Origin of the sequence: Burkholderia sp. Bp9012, from assembly GCF_003853825.1 — a bacterium.
Classification (GTDB): Bacteria; Pseudomonadota; Gammaproteobacteria; order Burkholderiales; family Burkholderiaceae; genus Burkholderia; species Burkholderia diffusa.
In genome coordinates this window covers 57,795-82,222 of sequence record NZ_QTQA01000030.1, presented here as the reverse complement: position 1 = coordinate 82,222, position 24,428 = coordinate 57,795, and the positions used below count along the sequence as shown (strand labels likewise).

Below are 24,428 nucleotides of genomic sequence, written 5' to 3'. Positions count from 1 at the left end.
GAGATCGCGGAGTTGCCGAATCCGTGCGGGTCGAAGAGTTTCATGCGGCACCCAGCTGTTTCTGCACGAGCTGGTAATACATGCCCTTGAGGGCGACCAGCTCGTCGTGCGAGCCCTGTTCGACGATCGCGCCTTCGTACAGGACCAGGATCTTGTCCGCGCGCATGATCGTGCTGAGCCGGTGCGCGATGATCACCGCGGTGCGCCCTTGCAGGATTTCATGCATGTTCGCAAGGATGTTGCTCTCCGACTGCGTGTCGAGCGACGAGGTCGCCTCGTCGAACACGAGCAGGCGCGGGTCGTGATAGAGCGCGCGGGCGATGCAGAGCCGCTGGATCTGGCCGCCCGACAGGCCGACGCCGCGCTCGCCCACCACCTGCTCGTAGCCGAGCGGCAATTTGCTGATGAATGCATGCGCGTCGGCCATCCGGGCGACCTCCTCCATGCGGTGCCAGTCGGGGCTCGTGTCACCGCAAGCGATGTTCTCGGCAATCGATCCGGAAAAGACCAGATTGGACTGCATCACGTAACCGATCTGCGCACGGTAGTAAGCCTTGTCGATCGCGCTCATGTCGTAGCCGTCGACCACGATCTTGCCGTCCGTGGGTGCGTAGAATCCGACGAGCAGCTTCGCCAGCGTGGTTTTCCCCGAGCCGCTGCGCCCGACGATGGCCACCATCTCGCCGCGCTTGATCGTGCAGTTGATGTTCTCGAGCACGTAAGGCGTTTCGTTGCCGCCGTAGCGGAAATACACGCTGTCGAAGCTGATGTCGCCCTGCAGGTCGGGCAGCAGCACGCGTGAGGCCAGTTCGGACGGCTGCTGCTCGGGCTCGATGTCGAGGACGTCGCCGAGCCGCTCCATCGCCACCGCCGCGTCGTTCATCAGGCTCCACATGCCGACGAGTCCCATCAGCGGCGCCAGCACGCTGCCCATGAATGCATTGAAGGCGATCAGTTGCCCGATGCTGAGTTCGTGCGCGAGCACGAGGTTCGCACCGACCCACAGGATCACGATGGTGGTTGCCGCATTCAGCAACTGGCTGCACAGCGCCACCAGAATATTGAATGCCTGCGCACGGTACTGGACGTCGAGCGCCTTCGCATACTTGCGCTCCCACTTCAGCCGTACCGACCGCTCGATCCCCATGCCCTTCACGGTCTCGACGCCGCCGAGCGTCTCCATCAGCAGCGACTTCGCATCGGTGGATGCGGCAAACACCTCGCGCGCATAGCCTTTCAGCTTCGGGGTCGCGAGCGCCGCGAGCGCCATGATCGGGATCACGAAGGCGATCAGCACCAGCGTCATCTTCACGTTGTAGAGAAACATGATCGTGAAGTAGATGAAGATCATCAGGAGATTGAGCGCGGTGGTCACGGTGGACTCCGTCAGGAACGCCCGGATCGTCTGGTTCTCCTGGAAGCGCGCGAACACGTCCCCGCTCTTGCGGCGCGCGAAAAACGAATACGGCAGCGACATCGTATGTTTATAGAACTGCGACATCATCGCGAAGTCGAGACTGCGCACCATGAAGTTGGAAAGGTGGGCGCGGATCGTCGTCATCAGCTGGGTAAACACGTGCGAAATGACGAGCCCGGCAATCAGCAAGTGCAGCAGGTTGACGTTCTGGTGCACGATCACCCCGTCCAGGATGCTCTGGATGATGATCGGCGGTACGACGCCCAGCACCTGGATCACGAATGTCGCCAAGAACAGATGCGCGAGAATCTTCTTGTAAGGGCGCAGATAGCCGATGAAGCGCACCCACGGCGAACGTGTCTCGGCCGGCGCCGCGGCCGGCCCCCTCGCGGTGAACAGCAGGCACGTGCCGCTCCAGCCGCGCTCGAACGCCTCGACGCTCAGCTTCCTGAAGCCGAGCGCCGGATCGGCGATACGCACCCACGACTTCGACACACCGTATACGACGACGTAGTGGTAGCCCTCCCAGTGCACGATGAACGGCAGGTCGAACCCGAGCAGCGCCTCGTACGTGCACTGCACGCCGCGCGTCGTGAAGCCGACCGCCTCACCGGTGCGCGCGAGACTGTCGAGCGTCGCGCCCTGCGTCGTCACGTTCGCCAGATCGCGCAGCTTGCCGAGCGTCATCGCGACGCCGTAGTGACGGCAGATCATCGCGAGGCACGCCGCCCCGCAATCCATTTCCTCGGCCTGTTCGACCAGCACGAAGCGCTTGATCATGCGCTCGCCGAACGCGGCGTCGGCGCCGATATCGATCTGCAGCGGGTGGCGGCGCCGTTCGGCGAGCTTCTTCTGCCGCTTCAGCTCCTGATCGACGAAGCGGATGCGCTCCTCGAGCACCTCGCGCAATTTCGGGTTGCGCTCGAGCATGAAGTGCACGGTCTTTTCCGGAATGACGAGCAGGCGCGTGTCGGTGACGGCCGTGACCGTCGCCGCCTGCTCCTGCCGGAGCAGGCACGCGCGCTCGCCGAAGATCTCGCCCGCGCCGAGCGTCGCGAGCGGATAGTCGTTGCCGTCCTCGTGGCACGAGACGCTCACCTCGCCCTGGCGCACGACATACAGCCGGAGGTCGCCGCCCGGCCCCTGCCGGACGATCTCCTTGCCGGCCGCCACGCGCTTCACGCCGACGCTCGACACGTACTCCTCGAGTTCGGCGCGCGTCAGCTTGCCGCGCAGGTCGAACAGCCGCGTCACGAACCCGCCGGCCGAGCTGATCGCGACATAGCTCGTCACGAACGACTGCGCGGCGGGATTGTCGCGCAGGATCGGCTCGATCGCGCTGCGCGGGATGCACAGTATCTCGGTCTTTGTTGATGCGCGCACCGACACCTCGTGCCAGTAATCGCGCAGCATCGCCATTTCACCGAACACCTCGCGTTCCTTGCGCACGCCGACGCTGGTTTCCTTGCCGCGCTCGTCGGCGATCAGGCGCACGGACCCGAAGCGCAGCACATACAGGCCCTCGGCCGGCTCACCGCGATTGCAGACGGTGTCGCCGAACGCGTAGGTGCGCACCTGCGCCTGCGCGGCCAGGCGCTCGAGTTCGTCGGGCGAGAAGAGCGACAGCGGCTCCACCGACGCGAGAAACGCCGCGAGCGACGGGGGGCTGCTGGCCGGGGCGGGGGCTTGTGCGTCCATCGCGGCGGTTCTCCGTGATCAGCGTGCATCGATGATGTGTTCCTGCGCGCGCTCGGCGAGCCACTCCTCGCGCAGCAGGCGACGCACCTCCGACGCGACGTCGGCGTCGAGCGCGGCCGGGTGTTTCGCGGTCACCGAGAAGATCTCGAAGAACGCGCCGTCGGGCGCCGCGAACGGCCCGAGCAGGTCTCCCACCCGCGCGTTGAACACCTTGGCCTCGATATCCGTCTTCAGCGAGCCGCGCAGCACCTTGCCGATCACGCCGCCACGCTCGCTCGTGTCGGCGATCGAATGCTCGCGCGCCATGTCGCCGAAGCAGCCCGGGTCGTCCTCCAGAAGCGCCATCATTTCGCGTGCCTTGCCCTCCGAATCCAGCACGATGTGACTGACCTCGATGCTGTCGAACTTCGGCGAATTGAGCTTGAAGTACGCTTCGACGGCCGCATCGCTGCACACCGTGTCGAGCGTCTTTTCCTGGTACAGCGTGTCGGTGATGAATCGCTCGAACTCGTCGAGACTGACGCCGAACACGTCCAGGTAGCGGTTCATGTCCGCGGCGCGGTGCAGGCCGCGCACGCGGCGAAACTGGTCGGCACGCTCCTGGATTTCCGCCGGCGTCACCTGCATGCCCATCTTGCGCGCCGCGATCACCGTCAGCCGGTCGCGAACCTGCTGCTCGACGAGGCCCTCGAACTGCCCGGTGAGCTTCAGCACGCGGATGAAGTCGTCGGTGCCGATCACCTCGTCGTCGATACGCACTATTGCCGTCATTTCGTTCCCCTTGATCCTGTACGCGGCGATTCGCCCTGATTCGCCGCCGGTGCCTCGCATCACCACCTGCTCCACCCCACGACGCCGTGGCAGTCTCCCTCAACCCGCGATCTGCCTGAACGGGTCCAGCGCGAACCCGATCAGGCGGCGCTCGCGCACCACGATTTCCGCCGTGGCCGTCATCCCGTAGCGCAGCGGGTAGGTCGTGCCGGCAATCGTGTACGCGTTGCGCACCAGCGCCACACGGCCTTCGTAGACGGGTTCCTTCGTCTGCGCCTGCGGCTTGGTCGCCGGCGAGATGTATTCCAGCGTGCCGTCGATCACGCCATAGCGCTGATACGGAAACGCATTGAACTTGAGCTTCACGGGCAAGCCCTCATGCAGGAACGCGCGGTCCTGCTCCGCGATCGCGACCTTCACCACCGGCCGCGCATCGGACGGCGCGATGCTGCCGAGCGGCGTGTTGGCGAGTATCTTGTCGCCGGGCTGCGTCGTGGTCACGTCGGTGATCACGCCGGAGACGGGCGCCAGCACGAGCAGGAAATTGTCCTTGTCGATGTTCTCGAAGCGGATCCGAGCGGCGGCATCCGCGGCGAGGCGCGCCGTCTGCACCTGCAGACGCAGCTTCTCTTCGGTGTTCGCGATGTCGCGCACGGTCGCGTCGTACTGGATGCGCAGCCCGGTCAGCGTCTCGCCGCTGCCCTCGAGCTGCGCCTTCGCCTGCGCGAACTCGTGGCTCTGCTGCGCCTCGAGCTGCGAGAGCCGCGCCTGCGCGACGCGGTAGCTGTCCTGGGCCTGCAGGTACGCGCTGCGCTTCTGTTCCACCTGGCTCTGCGACACGCCGCCGCCGCCCGGCAGTGCGAACAGGCGCGCGTACTTGTCCTGTTCGTCCTTCGCGAGATCGAGTGCGTGGCGCGCATTGTCGATATTGCTGCGCGCTTCGTCGATCTGCGCGCGCTGCGATTGCGCGAGCTTGCTGGTGCCTTCGGCAATGCGGTTCTGGTGCAGGTGCTCTTCGACCTCGATCTGTTGCTTCAGTGCGTCGGCCTTGCGCTCCATCAGCTGCTTCTTGTCCGGGAACTGCTTCCATTCGCGCTCCGCGTCGTCGAGCTTGAGGCGTGCATCGAGCGCGTTGGTCGCCGCCTCGATCGCGCCGCGCGCGTTGATCCGGCCGATGACGTCGTTCTTTTCGACCGGCTGACCTTCCGCGATATAGATGTCCACCAGCTCGCCGTCGACGGGCGCGTAGATGCGGCGCACCTCGGACTCCGGCGCGAGCGCGCCCTGCGCGGTCACGATCACATCGGCGCGGCCGACGAACGACCACAGCAGCGCACACACGACGAGCCCGACCATTGCGATGATGGTCGCCTGCGTGAGCCGCCATGGCCGCGCCGTCAGGATCGCGATGCCTTCGACGCTGTGATCCTCCAGCGCCTCGCCCAGCGAGCGCGGCGGCTCCGGCGGCGTTGCCTGCCGTGCGCGCTTAAGGAGACTGTCGAGCTTCACCGCGCCCTCCCGAAGAAGCGAGCCGTTCCAGGGTCGGGACATGCGCGGCGAATTGCGGCGTCGCGAAGCGGAACTGCTTGAGGCGATCCAGTACGGCCGGCCCGTGCCCGGCCCGCGCGTCGCTCTCGAATTGCAGGTATTGCTGCAGATCGGCACGCACGGCGTCGAGGCCGCCGAGGCGCGGATAGCGCTGCTCGTCATCGGCGAGCAGCGCCGGGAGCGCGTCGAGCCGATCGTCGTCGAGCGCCGACGCGATCGCGCGCTGCAACCGCTCGAGCGCGGCCACATAGACGGAGTTGTCGCTCTGCAGCTTGCGCAACTGACTGAGCGCGTCGGCATACAGCGCGCCGAACGCGGGAACGTATGACGAAATCCGGTCGAGCAGCCGCTGATGCGCACCCGGGTCGTCGTTCCAGCGGCCGGTCAATGCCTTGATCGGCGCTTCGTCGCGGTAGATGCGGATCGGCGCTTCCGCCCCGCCGCGACCGGCAACGAACGCCTGCAGCTCGCCGATCCAGGCCACTTCGTCGACGAGCGGTTGTGCGTCGGCGTTATGACGGGCAAGCGCGCGCATCTCCTGCACGACGGCGCGGGCGCGGTCGAACGCGCGCGCGTTCATTGCGGCGATCCAGTCCGGTACTTTCGACCGAACGAGTGCCTCGGTACCGAGCGCGAGGAACGCCGGGTCGTCCGGATGGCTCGCGAGATGGCGGTCGGCGAGTTGCGCCGCCTGCGCGGTGTCGCCGCGCGCCAGCAACGCATGCATCTCGCGCAGCGGCGCATCGCGGAAATACAGTGTCGCGAACAGCAGGACGACCGCCGCGAGCAACCCGGCGCTCCACCAGCCGAGCCGGCGCAGGTTGACGCGCCCGCTACCGCCGAACGCCTCGCTCAGCTCCGACAGGAAGACTTCGACCCTGCCGCGCCGGTGGCGCGCGTCATGCGCGGTTTCGGCGGCGCCATGCGCGGCGTGCGGGTTGACCTCGTCGTCCTGCTGAACGGCCGGCACCGTGCAGAAGATGTCGAGGAACGAATGCGCGGTATCGACGAAGGTCGTACGGTCGGGGTCTGCGGCGACCGCATTCGCGGCAGCGCCGGGCGCTGACGTGCCCGTCACGGTCGAGTCCGGCCCCGGCTCGCGCTGCACCGCGACGCGATAGACGAAATGATCGCCGCCGAACGCGAGCATCGCGCCGTCGCCGAGCGGCACCGCATGCTCATCGAGGCGCCGGCCGTCGACGAACGTGCCGTTCGTGCTGCCGAGGTCTTCCACGAAGACGTCGCCGTCCTGCACGTAGATGTGCGCATGACGTCGCGACAGATAGTTGACCTGATGCGGATACGCGTTCCGGTAGCAGGCGAACGTGTCGTCGGTCTTGCTCACGAGGAACGGGAAGGCGGTAATGATGACCGGTTGCAGGCCGAGATCGCCGCGCTCCGGCGACAGCGTGACGACGACCGGCCGCGCCGGCTGATGCGTCGCGCGCGGCACGAACGCGACGCGATACGCCAGCGCGCCGGCGAAGCGCAGTTCGTCGCCGTCGCGCAGCAGGTGCGGCTTGTCGCCGACATCGACACCGTTGACGGCCGTGCCGTTCTTGCTGCCGAGATCGGCGACATAGGCCGCGCTGCCTTCAAAGAAAATGCGCGCATGCCGGCGCGACAGATCGGCCACCAGTTCGGGTCGCGCGGACGCGAACGGCGTGTTGGTCCGCCCGACTGCGAACAGCGCCTTGTCGATCCGGATCTCGCTCAGCTCCGGATGGGAAACCGGCTTGAGCACGATGTCGAACTGCCGGGCAAGCGCGGCTTGTTTCTCGGCAATCGAAGCGGCGTCTGGAACCATGATTCGGCCAACGATCGACATGCGCCCGCCAATGGGCATGCGGCGCAGGAAACGCGACGCGCTTTCGAACCACCCGTGTGAAGCCGCGCCGCCAAGGCACGCGGCGGCACGATCGTGAAAAAAGTTTAGGCGACGGATTGCGGTAGTCAATCGGCTGGCACCGATCGCGCGGCCGCGCAGGGCTGGCGTGTTCATTGCATCGCTTGCCGGACCGGCTCGCTGCTTGCATTCGAGATTTCGACCGCGCGCCAGCCGCCGCCGATTGCCTTGTAGAGCGTGACCGTGTCGCTCAGAATCTGCTGATGATTCGCGAGCAGCGCGAGTTCCGCGGACGCCACCGCACGTTCGGATTCGAGCACCTCGAGCTGCGACACGAGCCCTTCCTTGAGCTGCGCCTCCACCTGCGCGGCGACGGTGCGCAGACGCGCACTCTGCTGCTGCAACTGCACGCGCTGCTGCTTGTGCGCGTCGAGATCGACAAGCGCGTTTTCCACTTCCTTGAACGCGGTGAACACGGTCTGCCGGTACTGCTGCTCGGCCACCCGGGTCTGCGCCTCGGTCGTCTTGATGTGCGCGTGCACGCTCGGGTCGAACATCGGCAGGTTGATGCTAGGCAGGAAGCTGAACGTGAAGGCCTTGAAGAGATCCGATAGCGCAAACGCCGCCGTGCCGCCGCGCCCCGTCAGGCTGATCGACGGCAATTGCGCCAGCTTCGCCGCACCCACTTCGTCATACGATTCGAGCACGCGATACTGCGCGGCCACGACATCCGGCCGGCGCGCGAGCAGTTGCGCGGGCAGTCCCATCGGCACGTCCGGCAGCTTGACGCGCTGCCGGAGATGGCCGGCAGGCATCCTGAACTCGCCGGCCGGGACGCCCAGCAGCGTCGCGAGCGCGTTCTCGGCCGTGTCGCGCGATCGATGCAGTTCGATCAGCTGGTTCGCCAGGCCGTTGATCTCCGCGCTCTGTCGCAGCACTTCCGTTTGCGGCGCGACGCCGTTCGCAAACATTGACTGGTAGATCGCGAGGATCTGGCGGTTCTTGTCGAGCGTGCGCTGTTCCTGCTCGATCTGGTCGTCGAACCGGAGGATCTCGAAATAGGTGCTCGACACGTCGGCGACGAGCGTCAGGTAGCCCGCGCGCCAGTCGGCCTCGGTCGCATGGTATTCGGCCTTCTGCGCCTGCACGCCTTTCTCGACCTTGCCCCAGATGTCGATCTCCCAGTTCACCTGGCTGCCGAGGTTGTAGGTCCTCGACGGCGCTTGATGCGTGTTCTTCTCGAAGTCCACGCCCGCGCCGAGATCGACACTCGGCAGCGCGCCCGCCTGGACTTCGCCGACCTGTGCGCCGGCCACACCGATGCGCGCCGCCAGCACCTTGATGTCGACGTTGCCCGCGATAGCCTTGTCGATGAGCGCGTCGAGCGTCGGATCGTCGAAGCGCTTCCACCATTCGGCATTGACCGCGTCCGATGCGGATACCGGCCCGTGCGCGTGCGCCCAAGTGGTCTTTGCCGGCATCTCCGGGCGCTGGTAGACGGGCATGTTCAGGTCCATGCAGCCAGACAGCAACGCCGCGCATGCGCCGGCGGAACCGGCGATGCGGGCAAGCGACCGCGTGAGACCGCGGAGGTTGCGCGTGGCAGTCGGCGACAGGTGGATGTTCACGATCGACTCCTTGGGAGGAACGCGGCGACGATGCGGGATCGGGTGGATGTGTTGGTGTTGATGCTGCTGCGTGGCACGCTCGCGTCTCATACCGCATGGGGCGTGCCAGCCGTGCGCAGGATCAGCGGAAATCTCGCCGGGTGGCTTGCCGGCGCGGGTTCGAGCGACGAAGACGGGGGTTCCGGCGATCGGTGCGCGATACCCGGCTCAAGGAAGCATGGCGGGTCGCCGCCGACAGTTCCGGCCCATGATGTCGGGAATGCACAGACACATGTGCTCGCGCGATGGGCGGAAGCGTTGCCGTCCGGAGCGCGCCCGCTCGCGCACGCGCACGCGCACGCCACGCGTCCGTGGCTCGGTGCGCGCGACGTCACTTCACGTTGATCGTGATTTTCTTCGAGTAGATGGGGGGATTTTGCGGCACGTGGTTGGCGTCGCCCATCAGGAGTTGCAGCGTGTGCTTGCCCGGAGGAAGCTCCAGCGTGGTTTCGGTTTCGCCCGCGCCGAAATGCAGGTGATTCCGGTCGGACGGAATCGGCTGGTCCATCGGCGGCAGGTCCGTATCGACCAGCAGGTGATGGTGGCCCGTGTTCGGAAACGGCACATGCGACGGCGCGACACCCATGTCGCGCAAGCCGAACCACACCCGGAACGGACGTCCCGCCGGCAGAACCTGGCCATCGTTGGGCCATCCGATGTAGACGATGGCCTTCGGGGGATGCGTGCTGGTCTCCGCGGTCGTCGACCCTGTCCATAGCAGCGTCAAGGCAACGGCGAAGAGGATGAGCTTGTTCATGGCGGCAATTCCCGGTTCGTGCGGCGAGCGCGGCATGGCGCGCTACTTGACCGTGATCGTGATCTTCTTCGAGTACACCGGCGGATCGTGCGGCACGTGGTCGTGGTCGCCCATCAGCAACTGCAGCGTGTGCTTGCCGGGAGGAAGCTCGATGCGCGCCTCGGTTTGACCAGCGCCGTAATGGAGATGATTCCGGTCCGACGGTATCGGCTGGTCCAGCGGCGGGAGATCGGTATCGATGAGCAGATGATGATGGCCCACGTTGGGCCGCTCGATGCCTTTCGGGCAGATGCCCATGTTGCGCAGGCCCATGCGCACCCAGAACTTGCCGCCCGTGATCGTCGCACCGTCCGACGGCCAGATGATGTATGCCTCGGCGCCGGGCGGCGAAGACGTACGCCCGGCGGCAAACGCGATCCTCGGCGCCAGGACGGTGGCGGCCAAAGCCAACAACGTAGCCCTTCTTCGCATCGTATTGCTCCTCGCGTTGGTGGCGGCGCGCGGCGTCGGACAGTGGAGCGTGTCTAACAGCTTAGGACGTAATCGACAGGAAGACACATAACGATGTCCCGGGGTAATGGGCCGAGCGCGATGCATGTCCGCGTATGTCTGTTTTTTGCAAAACACGCGGGTGGATCCGGAGATCGCCGCCGAGCGCACGTGCTATCTTGAATGTGTCCTGCCAGTGCCCGCCGCACGTCGGCATTGCGCTCGCCGCGACAGGACACCCGGCAACGGCTGTGCTCCGCCTTCGGCACCTCGTCCGACGGCGCACCCTGGGGGGCCGAATATGTGGCGAATACTCTTGCCCGCATGCCTGTTTGCGTCGATCTCGGTGGCCTCGGGCCCCTGCTCCGGCGAGGACATGCATCCTTTTGCAGTACCGCCGGCAGCTTCCGCGCGTGCACCGTCAATTGAACCGCATCGCGTCGCGCTCGTGATCGGCAACGGCGCATATCGCGAACACCCGCTCGCCAATCCCGTCCGCGATGCCGATGCGATGGGCGATGCGCTGCAGGCGCTCGGCTTCGATGTCATCACGTTGCGCAACGCGACCCGGCAGCAAATGCTCGACGGGCTTGCCACCTTCGAGCGCCGCATCGCGGCCAGCGGCACCGGGCTGGTCTATTTCGCGGGCCACGGTGCCAGCGCGGGCGGAACGACCTGGCTCGCGCCGGTCGACGCCGACGTCGGTTCTCCGGCCGACCTGTCGCGAACGGGTATCGACCTGCAGACCGTGTTCGATGCGACGTCGCGGCCGCACGGCGACCGCATTGATCTGATCATTCTGGATTCCTGCCTGATCACGCCTCCCGGTGCCGGCAACGTGTCGGCCCGAAAGCCACCGCCGCATACGCTCGTCGCCTATGCGGCAGCGCCTGGCGAAGGCGCCGCCGACGGTGCAACGCATGGTGTCTATACGGCGGCGCTGTTGCAGGCGCTCGCGACGCCGGGACTCGGTATCGAACAGGTCCTTGACCGTGCCGGCGCGATGGTTGCAAGCGCCACCGGGCATCGGCAGATGCCCTGGATCGCGTCTTCCCTTTCCGATGCGGCAGCGACGTTTGCGTTCACCGGGTCGCGTCGTGCAGGAACCGGCGTGGTACATGCCGGCGGCGGCACGGCGCAACGATCCGACGTGTTGGCCGACATCGGCGTCGTCACGCCCGATAGCCGGGGCGTGATGCCCAAGGACAGCACCGAACAGTACGAAATTACGTTCTGGGAGTCGATCAAGGACAGCAAGGAGGCCGGCGATTATGAGGCCTATCTGAAGACTTACCCGAACGGCCGCTTCGCGCAATTGGCGCAGGCCCGTCTCGCACGACTGCGCGCGGCTGCGCCCAAGGTGCCCGCCGCGTCCGCGCCCGCACGGACGGCGAGCCCCACACCGGCCCCCGCCCCCGTTCCGGCGCCGGCATCGACGGCGGCGCAACCTGCGCACACGCCTGGATCACCGCCGAAGGCACCGCCTCCCGCTGCGGTGGCGAACCCATCGGCACCACCGCAGAAAGGTGGCGCGACGGCCGCCAATGAAATCCGGGATTGCTCTGCATGCCCCGTGATGCTGGCGGTCGGTCCAGGGACGTTCGCAATGGGTAGCAATTCTGGCGATCCGTCGGAAAAACCTGCGCATCGCGTGACGCTCGATCATTCCTTCGCAATGGCGAAGTATGTGGTGACGGTCGCGCAATGGAACGCGTGCCGTGATGCGGGCGCCTGTCCGCGCCTGCCCAGCGAAAGCAATACGGTAGCAAACGCGCCTGCGCGCGATCTGAGTTGGGACGATGCGCAACAGTACGTGAAATGGCTGTCGAAAATAAGCGGGAAGTCTTACCGATTGCCGACCGAGGCCGAATGGGAATTCGCGGCGCGCGGCGGCACCGCAACGCGCTATTGGTGGGGCAACGAGATGCGCACGGGCAACGCGAACTGCAAGGACTGCGGTCCACCGTGGCGTGCCGATGCACCGGATAACGTCGGCACGTTCGCGGCCAATCCGCTCGGCTTCTACGACATGGCCGGTGGCGTGTGGGAATGGGTCAGCGATTGCTGGCACACCTCGTACAAGAATGCGCCTGCCGACGGCCGCTCGTGGGACGAGCCGAATTGCCAGGTACGCGTCATCCGCGGCGGCTCGTGGCGTGATGGTGCGGCCTACATGCCGGTCTCGACACGCTTCAAATACGACAGCAGCGTACGTTTCTCGGCGAACGGGTTTCGCGTGGCCCGGGACGTGAAGTAGGTCGAATAGGGGGTGCGGACAAAAACTTGGACTACCTGGAGGTAGTTCATGTACTCGTACGAAGATCGCATTCGTGCGGTTGAGCTTTATCTGAAGTCGGGCAAGCAACCATCAGACTGCTGGGTTACCCGACAAAAAATTCGCTGAAGGCGCGGCATCGCGAATACCAACAGCGTCATGATTTACGAATCGGCTATGTTCGTACCGCGCCAAGGTATTCGGCCGCACAGAAACAGACTGCCGTCGATCACTATCTGAGTCATGACCGATGTGCTGCGGCGACCTTGAAGGCTTTTGGCTATCCGAGTCGCGGGACGTTTGCCAAATGGATCGAGGAATTGTGCCCCGAGATCGGACAGCGTAGGGTCGGCAGAGTGGCTGGTAGCGTTCCAAAATCGCGCGAGGCCAGGCAGGCGGCGGTCATTGAACTGTGCACCAGGGATGAAAGCGCAAGCGTAGTTGCCCAAAGAGCGGGCGTGAGCAGGCCTTTGCTGCACAACTGGAAGAACCAGCTACTCGGTCGGGAGGTTCCAGCATCTATGAGGCGCCCAAAGAAGCCAGCGTCGAACCTTGAGCATGCGGAGCTGGAGCAGCAGGTCGAATCGCTTCGACGCGACATCCGGAAGCTGGAGCTCGAGCGCGACATCCTCAAGAAGGCGAACGAACTGGTAAAAAAAGAATGGGCATCGCCCCGCATCTCCTGAGCAACCGGGAAAAGACGATGCTGGTTGATGTCCTGAAACAAACCTATCCGTTGCCAGAGCTGTTAGCCGTTCATCGAAGCGACGCGAGCGTACATCGAATGGCACGGCAAACCGGAGGCAGGTTCGCCCTGCCCGTTTCAGCGTGCGCGCGATCGCCCGCAATTGCGCCCAAACGTAGTCTGCATCCTCCACCGACAAGGTATCCGCTGCTGCTTCGAGCACAGCGATAATCGCCTCGAATTGCCGAGGTGGCGCTGGCAAGAACCGGCACGGCTCGGGCACGGGCCTGATCTTATCGATAGACGGACATCCAGCACGCGAGCGTTCTGCGCTCATCGCGGGATAGTACGTGGGCCAACTCCGCTGGTAACGGTTCGTCGATACGAAACGGCCAGACTCCCCGACGTATACCGCGACCGCCTGGCCGCGATCGCGCAACTTCAGCGGCCCCTTTCGACAGGTTCAATGCGGACCAACTTGACTAGGCGTCCCTGTTTGCGAATCAGCACGGGATGTGTCTGGCTCACACAATCACCCCAGCAGGATAGCGCAAACTTTCGTCACGATCGATGCAAATGGCGTTCAACAACAAGGTGCCGCCTAAGCGGCTGGTGCACGCGCGTCAGAGGTTGCGCCAGCGCGAATCCCGGCGGAAATGAAAGTCACCAGATGCTCGGCCTTGCGCTTCAGGGCGCCGGCCTTGATCTTGCCGCCCGAGATACGCTCGATGCGACTGTCGAACGCGCTCATCACCAACGCGCCCACCGCGAACAAGTAGGCCCAGTGCGCATAGTTGGCGCTATGGCCTGGCAGCGTTCTCCTGATTTCCTTGATGAATTCCGCCGCAAACGGATCGAAATATTGAGCAACGATGCCGCGCTCGGCCTCGCGTGGATCGGAAGCTTCGCGCGCAACGAGTTTGGCATACGCAAGTCCGGACTCGGTATTCTGGATTTGCATCACCGGGAGCACAAAGGCTCGCACGATATGCTCAAGCGGGTCTTCACCTTCGGCGACTGGTTCACGAAGCAAAGCCAACCGGGTGTCGAGCACCGTCTTGCGGCGCTCGAACAGGGCGCGGTACAGGCCCATCTTCGTCTCGAAGTGATACACGATCAGCGGCAGCCCAACCTCTGCCGCCGACGCAATATCCCGCATCGAAACGCCATCGAAACCGCCTTCGGCGAACAGTCGCTCTGCCACATCGAGCACCCGCTCGCGCTTGCTCGTCTCGACCGCCTGTTGCGCTCCCTTCCCGCGCCGGACGCCGGTCGCCCGTCCCGTGACTTCCTTCGATTGCATGGTGTCTCCGCTGTCCTGTGACTCGATTACCGCGAATGCCATTCCGTTCATTACGCGCCGCCAGTTTACACCAACACAATACTGACTGTACGATCGTCCAGTCTGCATAACATGAACGGTGCTATGCGGCGTCGGTGGTAAGTCCCCCAAATCAGGAGCAACCGCACATGACACGACGCTTCGTCGATCTTTCGATCTATCTGGAAAACGACGTCATTTCCGATCCACCGGGTTACGGCCCCAAGATCCAGTATCTGACGCACCGGAATACGGCCAAAGCCGTGACGGCCTTCTTTCCCGGCCTACAGGAAACCGACCTGCCTGACAACGAAGGCTGGGCCATCGAACACATTCAGTTGAGCACACACAACGGTACTCATCTGGATGCGCCGTACCACTTCCACAGCACGATGAACGATTCGAAGGGCGAGCGGCAGCGTTCTACAACCATCGACGAAGTCCCGCTCGATTGGTGCTTCCAACCCGGCGTGAAGCTTGATTTCACTGGCTTCGACGATGGCTACGTCGTGACCGCTACTGACGTCGAATTCGAGCTTGCGCGCATCGGCCACGATCTCAAGCCGCTTGATATCGTCGTCATCAACACGCGTGCAGGCAAGCGCTATGGACAACCCGACTATGTTTCCTCGGGTTGCGGCATGGGCTTCGACGCAACCATGTACCTGCTCGAGCGAGGGGTTCGCCTGACTGGCACCGACGCGTGGAGTTGGGACGCACCATTCGTACATACCGCAAAAAAATATGCCGAAACGCGTGATGCATCGCTGATCTGGGAAGGACATAAGGCCGGCCGCAAGATCGGCTATTGCCATCTGGAAAAACTCCACAATCTCGAGGTGCTGCCACCTCACGGCTTCTTCATCTCGTGCTTCCCGCACAAAATCCGGGGTGCCTCCGCAGGCTGGACTCGCGCAGTCGCGATCTTCGACGACGCCCTCAATGCAACAGCTTGCGACCTGCATCGAACCGTATAGGCGAGGAGCCTCAATGGAACTGAATCACACACATGACGTCACTCAACGCAGCTGGCTCGAAGCGGCCAACGTGGCGGGGACCGACTTTCCGTTGCAGAATTTGCCAATCGGCGTGTTTCGCCGCCGGGGCGGCGGCGAGACCTGGCGTGGCGGGATCGCGATCGGCGACCAGATCGTTGACCTCGCTGCGCTACAGCAGGCGGGCTGTATGGACGGTCTGGCACTCGAGGCCGTGCGAGCGGCAACGGCAACCACGCTGAATGCACTGCTCGATATGGGGCCGGCTGCCTGGCAGGCACTGCGCCACTCACTCTTCGAACTGCTTCGGGCCGGTAGTCCGCATGAGCCGGGCGTACGGAAGACGCTGGTATCACAAGCGGAAGCCGAGTACGCCGTACCCGTGCGCATCGGCGACTACACCGATTTCTACACCTCTCTCGATCATGCGGTGAACTGCAGCCGCCCGCTCGGCATGGCGATCAGCCCGAATTTCGACTGGTTACCCATCGCTTATCATGGCCGCGTGTCGTCGATTGGCGTCAGCGGTCAGCAGGTCTACCGCCCAATGGGACAATATCGCCCGAATCCGTCCGCCTCTCCCGTTCACGATGCATGTCGCCGGCTCGACTACGAGCTGGAACTGGGCGCAGTGATCGGGGTCGGCAATCCACGCGGTACTTCAATCCCGCTGCGTGAGGCTCAACGGCACATTTTCGGGCTCTGCCTGCTGAACGATTGGTCCGCGCGCGACATCCAGTCGTGGGAAATGCAGCCGCTCGGGCCATTCCTCGCGAAAAATTTCGCGACGACGATATCGCCCTGGCTAGTAACCCTCGAAGCATTGTTGCCTTACCGCACCACGTGGTCACGCGTCGCCGAACGCCCGCAGCCACTCGATTACCTGTCTTCAGGCGACAACAGCACGGCCGGGGCGTTCGACATCCAGCTCGAGGTGTCGATCCTCAGCGCGCGTCAGCTCGCGCAAGGGCTGCAACCGCGTACGTTGACGCGCACCAGTTTCCGGCACCAGTACTGGACGCTGGGACAGATGATCGCGCACCACACAATGGGGGGCTGCAACCTCCAGCCGGGTGACCTGCTAGGAAGCGGCACCATCTCCGGCCCGTCATCGGGCGAAGCCGGTGCGTTGATCGAACTCACGGCAGGCGGCGCGCAACCCGTGGATATCGGCAATGGTGAAAGCCGCACGTTCCTCGACGACGGCGATACCGTCATTTTCCGGGGCTGGTGCGAACGCGATGGTTTTACACGAATCGGTTTCGGCACCAACCACGGAACCGTGTTGCAGGTGCCAGCCGCGGAAAGCGCTCAATGACCGCAAGTCATTTCGCAACCGGTCACTGATTCAATGCGCGCGGGCCACGTTCGTGGCCCTAGCGCTTTGAAGTGCGCCGCCGGTGGACTTGCAGTGTCCGCGCACCGTGCTTGAACACCGCCCCCCAATGCCAGGAAGCATCCGTGAAATCGCCGCCAGCAAATAACGCTGACGGCGATTTCACGGCATATGTTTCTCGGGTGCGCTAGAAGAGATGACGAACGCCAACGACAATGCCCACACTGCTACCGGTTGGCTCATACAGCGCACCATTCACGGTGAACCCGGCGTGCATCAACCCGTGGTTGTTCACGCATGCCGCGGAGCCATACAAGGTCGTTCGTTTCGACAGAAAGTAGTCCAGCCCGGCAGACGCCAGCAAAGAATGATTCGCCGAATCGTTGCTGTCCCGCATGTACCAAACGCCTACGTCGGTGGACAGTGTCGGCGTGATCAGATATTCGCCGCCCGCAGCGTACACTTTCTCATTGAAGGAACCGGCGATCTTGTAGCTTGTGTACGATCCCTTGAAGGTTGCGCCTCCCCACCTATAGCTCGCGCCGATCGTTCGACCGCTGAATTCGATCGTTGACGGGAATGGCGTAGAAATGCTGGCTGACCCGCCGGGATTTCCACTGAACAGGGCCGCGTTCACGACCAGATCTTTCCATTCGTATCTCACGCGAGCCGCATATTGGCGCCCCGCCTGAAATCCCTTTGGATCGCCACCCAGTGCAAGCAATGCACTCGCCTGTATGCCGGCGATTGTCGGGCTCGTATAGGACACGGCATTGGCGACGAAAATTCCGGTCGCAAAAAAGTTGCCCATGTAAATGCCGGCCTGACTCCCGAATAACGACGCATGCCGCGCGTCCGTATCGACGATCGCAAATCCGAACGGCGAGTATTGCAGGCCGGCCTTGACGGTACCGAAGTGTCCGGAGAGACCAACGAAGGCTTGCCGCCCGAAGAGATTCCCGTTCGAGTTGCCCAGCGCCCCGTTGTTCGTAGTAAAGCCGCTTTCCAGTGTAAAGATCGCCTTTGTACCTGCTCCCAAATCCTCGGCACCGGTGATACCGAAGTGAGAACCCGAGATCCCGCCATCCGTTGCTGATACCTGATGCGGGCCGCTCGCCCCCGCTCCAGCGTCGAAGGTGCGGCTCGTGTACATCACGCCGGAGTCCACGACACCATACAGTGTGACGTTACTTTGCGCATGCACTTTTGGCGGTAAGCCCAGTACTGCGATCGAGATAGGGATCAGCAGCATCGGGCGGATTTTTTGCATCTTGCTCACGTTTTAATGTCTCCTCCAGTCATGCAGGACTACAAAATAATTGATTAAAAGTCTGCCTCTATGCGGCGCTCGACGTATGGCGATCAAATGAAACCGGACCGATGGCCGTTTTGGCTTCTGTCCTCGGAGTCTTGCCAGGCGTGCACGCCGGGGCGTTGGTTTTTCTTGAACCTCCGCCGGTCCGGGATTGATGTCCCTCGCGACATTGCCACGGGCTCGAATCGCAAATTTGAGCGCACATCGGCCGCAATCGGTCCACGGCTTCGATGACGTGGCAAAACAGTAGCGTGTTTCCGCTGCTTGACGCTCCGCACAAGCGGCCCGCGCCGCACTTGCCTGCGCGAAGTACGCGAACCGACGGGCCGGTTATGTATTCACGGAAAGCGCCAACGGCATCAAGTCGTTTGCTTGCGTCCGCGAAAGGGCATAGAGCTCGAACCAGTTGCACCACTCGACCATCAGGTGGTCCGAGTGGCCATGAATGAGTTCTTCGGGCGCGGTCGATGGCCAGAAGATCTCCAACCGTGCATCGAACCCTGGAAGCGTGTCCCTGAATTGGTGCAGCAAGTAACCAACGGTCTTGCCATCGGGCGTCTCGACGCGCCCCATCATCCGATGCGGCATATCGGGCGCCAGTTCGATCGGGATTCCACTCCAGTCATCCAGATGGCGGAGCTTCAGGAGGGCCGGCGACTTTGTATGGCCGGGTACTTCCAGAATGCCGACACGCCCGTCCGAGAGTGGTAGCGCACCGAGATGCTCAGGGTGGGCCCGGAGCATTGCCGGGCTGTTCGGCCCGCCATACCCCGCCCAGAACCAACTCACGAATTCTGCGCTGGTGCCCACCGCGACGTGCGCTTCGGCAACCGACGAACTGAAGCAACCACTCGCACGCAGCGACCAATCCTTCTCGTTCGATTCGTGCTCCGCGATCTCCTTCGCGAACAGGCTGACCATGCCGTCCGCCCCCAGTTTCTCCATGAGCAAGGCCATCATGTAGCGCGCCCTTTTAACTTCCATTCTGAGGATGTCCTCGCAAGCCACCTCTGTACCTGACTTGAAAAACGTCACTGCTTTCACTTGAACCTCCGTAGCGCGGGTGAACGAGTTGCCATGTTTCCCGACTCGCGCCACTAACGCAAGTAAACTTGCGTTAGTGTTTACCGCATGCCTGTCGACCGTCGCGTGGTCGTAGTCGCGGCCGGACTGCCGTGACGAGGCAGGCAGTCGATGAAACGATGTGTAAAATCTGCTCATGCCAAAGTCAGCCGAACAAGAATCGCCGTCGCCACGTCGCCGCCTTGGCGGCCGCAGCGCACGTGTCCGTGAAGCCGTGATCTCCGCAACGATTGCCCAATTGCAGGCAGCCGGTTTCGAGGGGCTCAACATCGGTGCCATCGCAGCGCTCGCGGGCGTGCATGAGAGTTCGATCTATCGCCGCTGGAAGAGCAAGGAAGGGCTGATGATGGAGGCCGTCTTCGAGCTTTTTGCCGAGCACATCGCGATACCGGATCGGGGTTCGCTTCACGCGGATCTCGTCGCTCTGCTGTCGGCAACCGCGCGCTACTTGCGAACGGGTGTGGGCAGGTCTGCCATTCAGTTTGTGCTGGCCACGTACAACGACGCGGCCGTGACGGGCGAACTGCGCAGGTTGTGGACGAACCGCTTTTCGGCGGTTCAGCAGATTTTCGACCGCGCCGCAAGAATGGGCGAGTGGTCGCAGGGGGCGGATCCAATGCCCCTACTTCATTGCCTGATCGGCGCCGTTTATCTACGCACGCTGATCCTGCACGAGCGCGTCACGACCGATCAGATTCGAGACCTGACGCTGTGGATGCTTCGCGAGCGAGGCTCCTGAGCATCGGGCAACATCAAAGATGAGACCATCGAGGCAAGGCAGCGCTCTATGAGATTCCGCCCAGTTTGATCGAGCGGGAATTTGCTGTCGCGACCAACGGCACACCGTCGTTGATGTAGCGATCCGTAACGAGCTTTGGAACGCACATAATGCCGTCGGGAACCAGTGCGAGCGCGAGATTCGGATGCGCACTAAGTGGCCTCCCGCGGGTAAATCCCTTCCGACGCAAGTGTCGCGCAACTCATCGGGCCTCACATGCGTGCGCGCCGCCAGCGGATAATTGCGCAGCATCGCCAGCATGACAGCCATAGGCCATTGCAAAGTTGTCACAGTTTGCGAAGTGAGAATGTCAGCCCCCCGCGATGCTGCTGCAGCGCCCCGCGGCCGCAGTCACGTGTTCTGCGACAGCCGAGTTTGAGCAGCCGATCGTGCTGAGGCTGGCCAGTGTCTGTAGGTCGACGTGAAGGGCACCCGCGTATCGTCGCCCATCCTGGGCCGCTCGATCTTGACGACATTGGCGCCGACATCGGCGAGAGGCTGGCCGGCCCACGGCCCGGCCAGCACCCGCAACAGATCGAGTACGCGAAGACCGGCCAGTACACCTTGCTGTGCGATCGTTTTCATGGCGGCTCAAAATGCGGCAATGCCGGTGATCGCCTGGCCGAGGATTAATAGGCCGTTGAAATACCCTGGTCCGTCCTGCACGATGTAGGTTCCTGAAATCAAGGAAGAGCAGGCCGATGCGAGGCGCGGACGGTTACAACGAATCGTTGTTCAGCACGGTGAGGCCAGAAGAGTTTGTTCCGCAGGCGCATCCGCTGCGCCACATCCGGACGTGGCTGAACGAAGTATTGTCGAAGATGGACGCGAAGTTCTCGGCGATGTACGAAGTCGACGCGAAGGGAGGCCGTCCGAGCATCACGCCTGAAAAACTGATGCGGGCGATGCTGCTGCAAGTGCTATACAGCATCCGCAGCGAGCGACAACTGGTCGAGCAGATCTTGTAAAACCTGCTGTTCCGGTAGTTCGTAGGCCTGTCGATCGAGGATGCGGTATGGAACCACTCGGTGTTCAGCAAGAACCAGGATCGGCTACTGGAATTCGACACGGTGACGGAGCTGTTCAACGCGACGGTGGAAACGGCGCAGAAACGAGGCTTGCTGTCGGGCGAGCATTTCAGCGTCGATGGCATACTGATTCAGGCCTGGGCTAGCCACAAGAGCATCCGTCGCAAAGATGGTAGCGACGACGACCGGCCGCCAGGCAACCGGCACGGCCAGCCGCGCAGCAACGAAACGCATAAATCGAAGCGCGACGGTGACAGCCGCCTGTACTGAAAGAGCAATGTGGCGCCGGCGCTGCCGAGCTATCTCGGTCATGTGCTGACCGACAATCGGTACGGTCTGGTGGTCAATGTACAGGCCAGCCGGGCGAATGGCCGAGCCGAACGCGACGTTGCCGCCGAGATGTTGCGGGACGTCGCGCGACCAGATCGACGCATCACGGTCGGCGCCGATAAGGGTTACGACACGCGCGGGTTCACCAAGGCGTGCCGGGACGCGAACGTGACGCTGCATGTGGCGCGGAACACGAAACGCAGCGGCGGCAGCGCGATCGATAAACGCACCACTCGGCACCTGGGCTACGCACTGAGCCAGCGCAAACGGAAATGCATTGAGCAGTGCCTCGGCTGGGGCAAGACGAGCGGCCTGCTGCGACAGGTCATGGTCCGTGGTCTCGATAAAGTGGACCAACTGCTGCCCCTGACGATGGCAGCCTACAACCTGACACGGTTGAGATCGCTGGCCGCGTTGCGCCCGCAGAGCGCCTGAGGTACCGGAGTGGGCACCGGGAAGCCCACGACGTTGATCCATTCGCATTGAAGTCGGGCGAATGAGCCAAAATCGAACGCTTCGCGGTGGTCGCCGCGAACGGCCAAAGGGAAAATACGTCCGGCCCGACAGTAATTCAACGACCTGTTAATGGTGCGAGTCTAAATTCACGGGTCGATAACTGTCGCACAAGCGTCCGTCGGCGCCGCGGCCACATGTCCCACGACCGGCACGATCTTGATCCCTGCAGACGCGATACGACACGGCGCTGCAGCCAGACCGCATCCGCCAAGCACGATGCAGCCGGCAACACAAACGGCACGGACAAACCACTTCATATACGCCTCCTGATAGCGATCAGCACACGATCCGAACGGACCTGACTTACGGACCCTGCGGTCCGTAAGACATGCTAACATACAAACCGTCTATCCGGTTTGTATGTTAGCATGTCTCGCATGTCGAATCCGTACATGCGACAACCAGCACACCTCGATCGATCGCTCGACGCGTAACGGGCGCGCCGGAACCCAATGCGCCGTTGCCTCAGCGTCAACCAACGCTCACATGACGGTATCCATCGAGCGAGCGCAGCAGACCGTACTCCCTTCCGTCTTTCATCGAACAGTGACCATGCGCCACCCGACTACAGCCACCCCGAGCCCCGGATTTTCAATCCGCACGCTGCTTTTGCTCGCAGTCCCACTTGTTGTATCGCTCGTGAGCGTCCTCATCATCGTGACGGTATTTTCAACCGAGGTTCCTTACCTGACGAACGGCTTCTAGAATGGGTCCCAGATGAAAATTTCATACTGCATACCAATCGTGTCATGCATGGCAGCGATCGGTTTCATTTCGACGGCACATGCTCAGTTTCGTGGCCTCGACGATCTGAATCGATTCGGCGAGAAGCGCACCCTCTGCCGTCAAGCGCTCAGGTCATCAGGCATGGAAGACGATATGGACCAGCGTATCCGCGATCTCGTCAGAAAATCGTACGACATCACCGGTCGCAAGCGCGGGCCGACCGGATCGTGGGACGCCAGCACCTATCGCGAGATGGTCGAAGACTCCGTCAACGATCTCAGGGATCCGGTACTCAAGCAGTTGACGGATAGCTGCGCAAGGAATTTCACGGTCAGCGAACTCCGTAGCGTCAACGATTTCTATACGAGTTCGGCCGGACAGGCATGGCTTCGCAAAGGTCGAACCACAATCATGCCGGAGATGGACAGAGCCATCTCCAGCGTTCAACCTCGGATAAATGAAAACTGAGGAAGCGTCGTTGCACGATGCTCGTGTTGCCGGCGGGATTCCATGCCCGCTGGAAGGCACTTCGCCGGCGACCCGCAGATCGCCGTGCAGGTGCCCATTCGGGCGACGACACGCGTCTTTGCCAACGCTCTTTGCTGCGCGACGATCTAACGATCAATGCAACTTCGGCGGGTTCACTGCGTCGCCTGCAGCCGACACGGTCCCGCGCGCAATCATCGAGACAGGTCCTAGATGTCGGTCTGGAAGCCCAGCACGAGTGTCAGATAGAAGAGCGACGCAAAGACACCGGCCATCGTACCGAAAATGTCCCGTGCAAGCGCCCCACGGATCATGTGAGCAGGAATCCCGATCGCCATGTAGGCGACCAGGAACACGATCGAAACCATGAGCGGAGGTGGCGTGGTAAGAATGAGATAGGCGATTTCACGCATGTTCCCGGCTCCTCGTCAATTTCGGTCAACTCATCCCGGATGTCTCGACATCGACCCGCCGTTTCGCAGCGAGCGTGACATCACTGCCGTCACCGGAGTTGGGCAACGAGCGCGTCTGCGCCCTTGTCAATGCCGGTCCGGGCCGCACTGAGGGAACCGAATGCAGCAGGCAGGTTCATGGCGTTCGGATATTGCTTTGTCACATATGCAGTCAGCAGTTGACCGCTCACGCTGTCGTAGATTTCGACAGCGTACGAAACCGAACCGCTGAACGCCCCCTTGCCACCCCGAATTGCCTGCACGCCGTTATAGAGATTGCCGGCGATATCGAAATGCATGGCTTGTCCGACAACCGCCGTGGTCTTCTCCGCGCCAGTCAGCGTGAGCCGTACGCGCAGTGTCGCAGGGGATGGCTTCGACGCGGCCTGGAAGCGCTTTGCGAGTTTGTCGACGAACACCTTCCCCATGTAATCGGCAAGCGCGCTCTTGTCCTCGGTCTTCAAGTCTCCGAACTGATTGTCCTGGCCGGCATACACGACGACCGGATCCACGATCACCTGCCGGTATTGCGACCAGTCCACTCGTGCCGCATATCGGTACGGCACCTTGGCGGCGTCACCGCCGCGGTTCTGTGTCAGCTGTGGCGAGGAAGCAATGCCCGAATAGGCAACGGGTTGCACACTGGCGCATGCGGTCAACGTCAGCACCGTGACGCCGGAAAAAATAAAAGAGGCTAATTTGGGTGTGAGCATGTCGGATTCCGTGGAAGGCGCTCGGCCGGCACCAGAGGTGAAATTGATAAAGGGTTGACGCGACGGAAGCGTAGCATCGCCCTTGCCATATGTAAACCGTCTACCCGGTTTGTTTTACAGAAGACAATCGCCAAGGTACAATGCCGGGCTTGCGGCCGAGCGCATCATCTTGAGCTCGCCTCGCCCGATCACCCTA

The 24,428-nt window shown here is 62.8% G+C and carries 18 protein-coding genes and 4 pseudogenes; 8 read left to right on the top strand and 14 right to left on the bottom strand.

Annotated elements, in window-relative coordinates; all coding sequences use genetic code 11:
* Positions 1-40: 40 nt before the first annotated feature.
* The 7 genes from DIE11_RS30785 to DIE11_RS30755 form a co-directional block, all read right to left on the bottom strand.
* Complete coding sequence (locus DIE11_RS30785; RefSeq protein ID WP_124629214.1) at positions 41-3,115, bottom strand: peptidase domain-containing ABC transporter; 3,075 nt, start codon at positions 3,113-3,115, stop codon at positions 41-43.
* An 18-nt stretch (positions 3,116-3,133) separates the two neighbouring features.
* Positions 3,134-3,886 carry a peptidylprolyl isomerase gene (locus DIE11_RS30780; RefSeq protein ID WP_124629213.1) on the bottom strand — a complete coding sequence of 251 codons (753 nt, stop codon included), beginning with the start codon at positions 3,884-3,886 and terminating at the stop codon, positions 3,134-3,136.
* 99 nt (positions 3,887-3,985) lie between these two features.
* Positions 3,986-5,395, bottom strand: a complete 1,410-nt coding sequence (locus tag DIE11_RS30775; RefSeq protein WP_124629211.1) for an HlyD family efflux transporter periplasmic adaptor subunit — start codon at positions 5,393-5,395, stop codon at positions 3,986-3,988.
* The gene (locus tag DIE11_RS37455) at positions 5,373-7,241 is read right to left on the bottom strand and encodes an FHA domain-containing protein (RefSeq protein ID WP_124629209.1); all 1,869 of its coding nucleotides are present in this window, start codon (positions 7,239-7,241) and stop codon (positions 5,373-5,375) included. Before DIE11_RS37455 ends, DIE11_RS30775 begins: the two co-directional genes overlap by 23 nt.
* Positions 7,242-7,432: 191 nt before the next feature.
* Positions 7,433-8,908: an efflux transporter outer membrane subunit gene (locus DIE11_RS30765; protein WP_409364588.1), complete on the bottom strand. Its 1,476-nt coding sequence runs from the start codon at positions 8,906-8,908 to the stop codon at positions 7,433-7,435.
* Between the two features lie 370 nt (positions 8,909-9,278).
* The gene (locus tag DIE11_RS30760; RefSeq protein WP_124629207.1) at positions 9,279-9,704 is read right to left on the bottom strand and encodes a DUF4399 domain-containing protein; all 426 of its coding nucleotides are present in this window, start codon (positions 9,702-9,704) and stop codon (positions 9,279-9,281) included.
* A gap of 42 nt (positions 9,705-9,746) precedes the next feature.
* Positions 9,747-10,175 (bottom strand): DUF4399 domain-containing protein, encoded by a 429-nt coding sequence (locus DIE11_RS30755; protein ID WP_124615301.1) that lies wholly within the window; start codon positions 10,173-10,175, stop codon positions 9,747-9,749.
* Positions 10,176-10,281: 106 nt separating this feature from the next.
* Here DIE11_RS30755 and DIE11_RS37580 point away from each other — a divergent pair.
* The 3 genes and pseudogenes from DIE11_RS37580 to DIE11_RS30745 all read left to right on the top strand — a co-directional run.
* A pseudogene (locus tag DIE11_RS37580) lies at positions 10,282-11,196 on the top strand (caspase domain-containing protein); the annotation flags it as partial.
* Entirely contained in the window at positions 11,197-12,450 is a 1,254-nt protein-coding gene (locus tag DIE11_RS37575) for a formylglycine-generating enzyme family protein (RefSeq protein ID WP_409364589.1), read from the top strand.
* 48 nt (positions 12,451-12,498) lie between these two features.
* Positions 12,499-13,222: pseudogene (locus DIE11_RS30745) on the top strand (transposase); the annotation flags it as partial.
* Positions 13,223-13,754: 532 nt separating this feature from the next.
* On the opposite strand, the gene DIE11_RS30740 reads toward DIE11_RS30745, so the two are convergent.
* Positions 13,755-14,456 carry a TetR/AcrR family transcriptional regulator gene (locus DIE11_RS30740; protein ID WP_059679966.1) on the bottom strand — a complete coding sequence of 234 codons (702 nt, stop codon included), beginning with the start codon at positions 14,454-14,456 and terminating at the stop codon, positions 13,755-13,757.
* A 167-nt stretch (positions 14,457-14,623) separates the two neighbouring features.
* Here DIE11_RS30740 and DIE11_RS30735 point away from each other — a divergent pair, with 167 nt between their 5' ends.
* Positions 14,624-15,451, top strand: a complete 828-nt coding sequence (locus DIE11_RS30735; protein WP_124629205.1) for a cyclase family protein — start codon at positions 14,624-14,626, stop codon at positions 15,449-15,451.
* Positions 15,452-15,464: 13 nt separating this feature from the next.
* Complete coding sequence (fahA, locus tag DIE11_RS30730; RefSeq protein WP_124629203.1) at positions 15,465-16,787, top strand: fumarylacetoacetase; 1,323 nt, start codon at positions 15,465-15,467, stop codon at positions 16,785-16,787.
* A 205-nt stretch (positions 16,788-16,992) separates the two neighbouring features.
* Here the strand turns inward: fahA and DIE11_RS30725 are convergent, their stop codons facing one another.
* On the bottom strand, positions 16,993-18,075 hold the full coding sequence (locus DIE11_RS30725) for a porin (protein WP_260437214.1): 1,083 nt from the start codon (positions 18,073-18,075) through the stop codon (positions 16,993-16,995).
* A 375-nt stretch (positions 18,076-18,450) separates the two neighbouring features.
* Entirely contained in the window at positions 18,451-19,164 is a 714-nt protein-coding gene (locus DIE11_RS30720) for a hypothetical protein (RefSeq protein ID WP_260437210.1), read from the bottom strand.
* 175 nt (positions 19,165-19,339) lie between these two features.
* Here DIE11_RS30720 and DIE11_RS30715 point away from each other — a divergent pair, with 175 nt between their 5' ends.
* Complete coding sequence (locus DIE11_RS30715) at positions 19,340-19,942, top strand: TetR/AcrR family transcriptional regulator (protein WP_059679835.1); 603 nt, start codon at positions 19,340-19,342, stop codon at positions 19,940-19,942.
* A gap of 471 nt (positions 19,943-20,413) precedes the next feature.
* Here DIE11_RS30715 and DIE11_RS37225 read toward each other — a convergent pair.
* Positions 20,414-20,566: pseudogene (locus DIE11_RS37225) on the bottom strand (CoA transferase); the annotation flags it as partial.
* Positions 20,567-20,682: 116 nt separating this feature from the next.
* On the opposite strand from DIE11_RS37225, the pseudogene DIE11_RS30705 reads away from it, so the two are divergent.
* Positions 20,683-21,774 (top strand): annotated as a pseudogene (locus DIE11_RS30705) (IS5 family transposase).
* A 167-nt stretch (positions 21,775-21,941) separates the two neighbouring features.
* Here the strand turns inward: DIE11_RS30705 and DIE11_RS37450 are convergent.
* A complete protein-coding gene (locus DIE11_RS37450) occupies positions 21,942-22,112 on the bottom strand; it encodes a DUF6726 family protein (protein WP_311767439.1) in 171 nt (56 codons plus the stop codon).
* A gap of 496 nt (positions 22,113-22,608) precedes the next feature.
* Here DIE11_RS37450 and DIE11_RS30700 point away from each other — a divergent pair, with 496 nt between their 5' ends.
* Positions 22,609-23,049: a DUF2059 domain-containing protein gene (locus tag DIE11_RS30700; RefSeq protein WP_175817913.1), complete on the top strand. Its 441-nt coding sequence runs from the start codon at positions 22,609-22,611 to the stop codon at positions 23,047-23,049.
* Positions 23,050-23,276: 227 nt separating this feature from the next.
* Here DIE11_RS30700 and DIE11_RS30695 read toward each other — a convergent pair whose 3' ends face one another.
* Both DIE11_RS30695 and DIE11_RS30690 read right to left on the bottom strand, forming a co-directional pair.
* Entirely contained in the window at positions 23,277-23,480 is a 204-nt protein-coding gene (locus DIE11_RS30695; RefSeq protein ID WP_124629195.1) for a hypothetical protein, read from the bottom strand.
* 89 nt (positions 23,481-23,569) lie between these two features.
* On the bottom strand, positions 23,570-24,232 hold the full coding sequence (locus DIE11_RS30690) for a DUF3313 domain-containing protein (protein WP_124629193.1): 663 nt from the start codon (positions 24,230-24,232) through the stop codon (positions 23,570-23,572).
* Between the last annotated feature and the right edge of the window lie 196 nt (positions 24,233-24,428).

What these genes read in the sequence shown, in the direction of transcription:
- DIE11_RS37455 (WP_124629209.1), bottom strand. Translation starts at nt 7,241, where the DNA reads ATGGTTCCAGACGCCGCTTCGATTGCCGAGAAACAAGCCGCGCTTGCC.
- DIE11_RS37575 (WP_409364589.1), top strand. Translation starts at nt 11,197, where the DNA reads ATGGTTGCAAGCGCCACCGGGCATCGGCAGATGCCCTGGATCGCGTCT.
- DIE11_RS30695 (WP_124629195.1), bottom strand. Translation starts at nt 23,480, where the DNA reads ATGCGTGAAATCGCCTATCTCATTCTTACCACGCCACCTCCGCTCATG.
- DIE11_RS30785 (WP_124629214.1), bottom strand. Translation starts at nt 3,115, where the DNA reads ATGGACGCACAAGCCCCCGCCCCGGCCAGCAGCCCCCCGTCGCTCGCG.
- DIE11_RS30780 (WP_124629213.1), bottom strand. Translation starts at nt 3,886, where the DNA reads ATGACGGCAATAGTGCGTATCGACGACGAGGTGATCGGCACCGACGAC.
- DIE11_RS30740 (WP_059679966.1), bottom strand. Translation starts at nt 14,456, where the DNA reads ATGCAATCGAAGGAAGTCACGGGACGGGCGACCGGCGTCCGGCGCGGG.
- DIE11_RS37450 (WP_311767439.1), bottom strand. Translation starts at nt 22,112, where the DNA reads ATGAAGTGGTTTGTCCGTGCCGTTTGTGTTGCCGGCTGCATCGTGCTT.
- DIE11_RS30755 (WP_124615301.1), bottom strand. Translation starts at nt 10,175, where the DNA reads ATGCGAAGAAGGGCTACGTTGTTGGCTTTGGCCGCCACCGTCCTGGCG.
- DIE11_RS30725 (WP_260437214.1), bottom strand. Translation starts at nt 18,075, where the DNA reads ATGCAAAAAATCCGCCCGATGCTGCTGATCCCTATCTCGATCGCAGTA.
- fahA (WP_124629203.1), top strand. Translation starts at nt 15,465, where the DNA reads ATGGAACTGAATCACACACATGACGTCACTCAACGCAGCTGGCTCGAA.
- DIE11_RS30690 (WP_124629193.1), bottom strand. Translation starts at nt 24,232, where the DNA reads ATGCTCACACCCAAATTAGCCTCTTTTATTTTTTCCGGCGTCACGGTG.
- DIE11_RS30700 (WP_175817913.1), top strand. Translation starts at nt 22,609, where the DNA reads ATGGCAGCGATCGGTTTCATTTCGACGGCACATGCTCAGTTTCGTGGC.
- DIE11_RS30735 (WP_124629205.1), top strand. Translation starts at nt 14,624, where the DNA reads ATGACACGACGCTTCGTCGATCTTTCGATCTATCTGGAAAACGACGTC.
- DIE11_RS30715 (WP_059679835.1), top strand. Translation starts at nt 19,340, where the DNA reads ATGCCAAAGTCAGCCGAACAAGAATCGCCGTCGCCACGTCGCCGCCTT.
- DIE11_RS30760 (WP_124629207.1), bottom strand. Translation starts at nt 9,704, where the DNA reads ATGAACAAGCTCATCCTCTTCGCCGTTGCCTTGACGCTGCTATGGACA.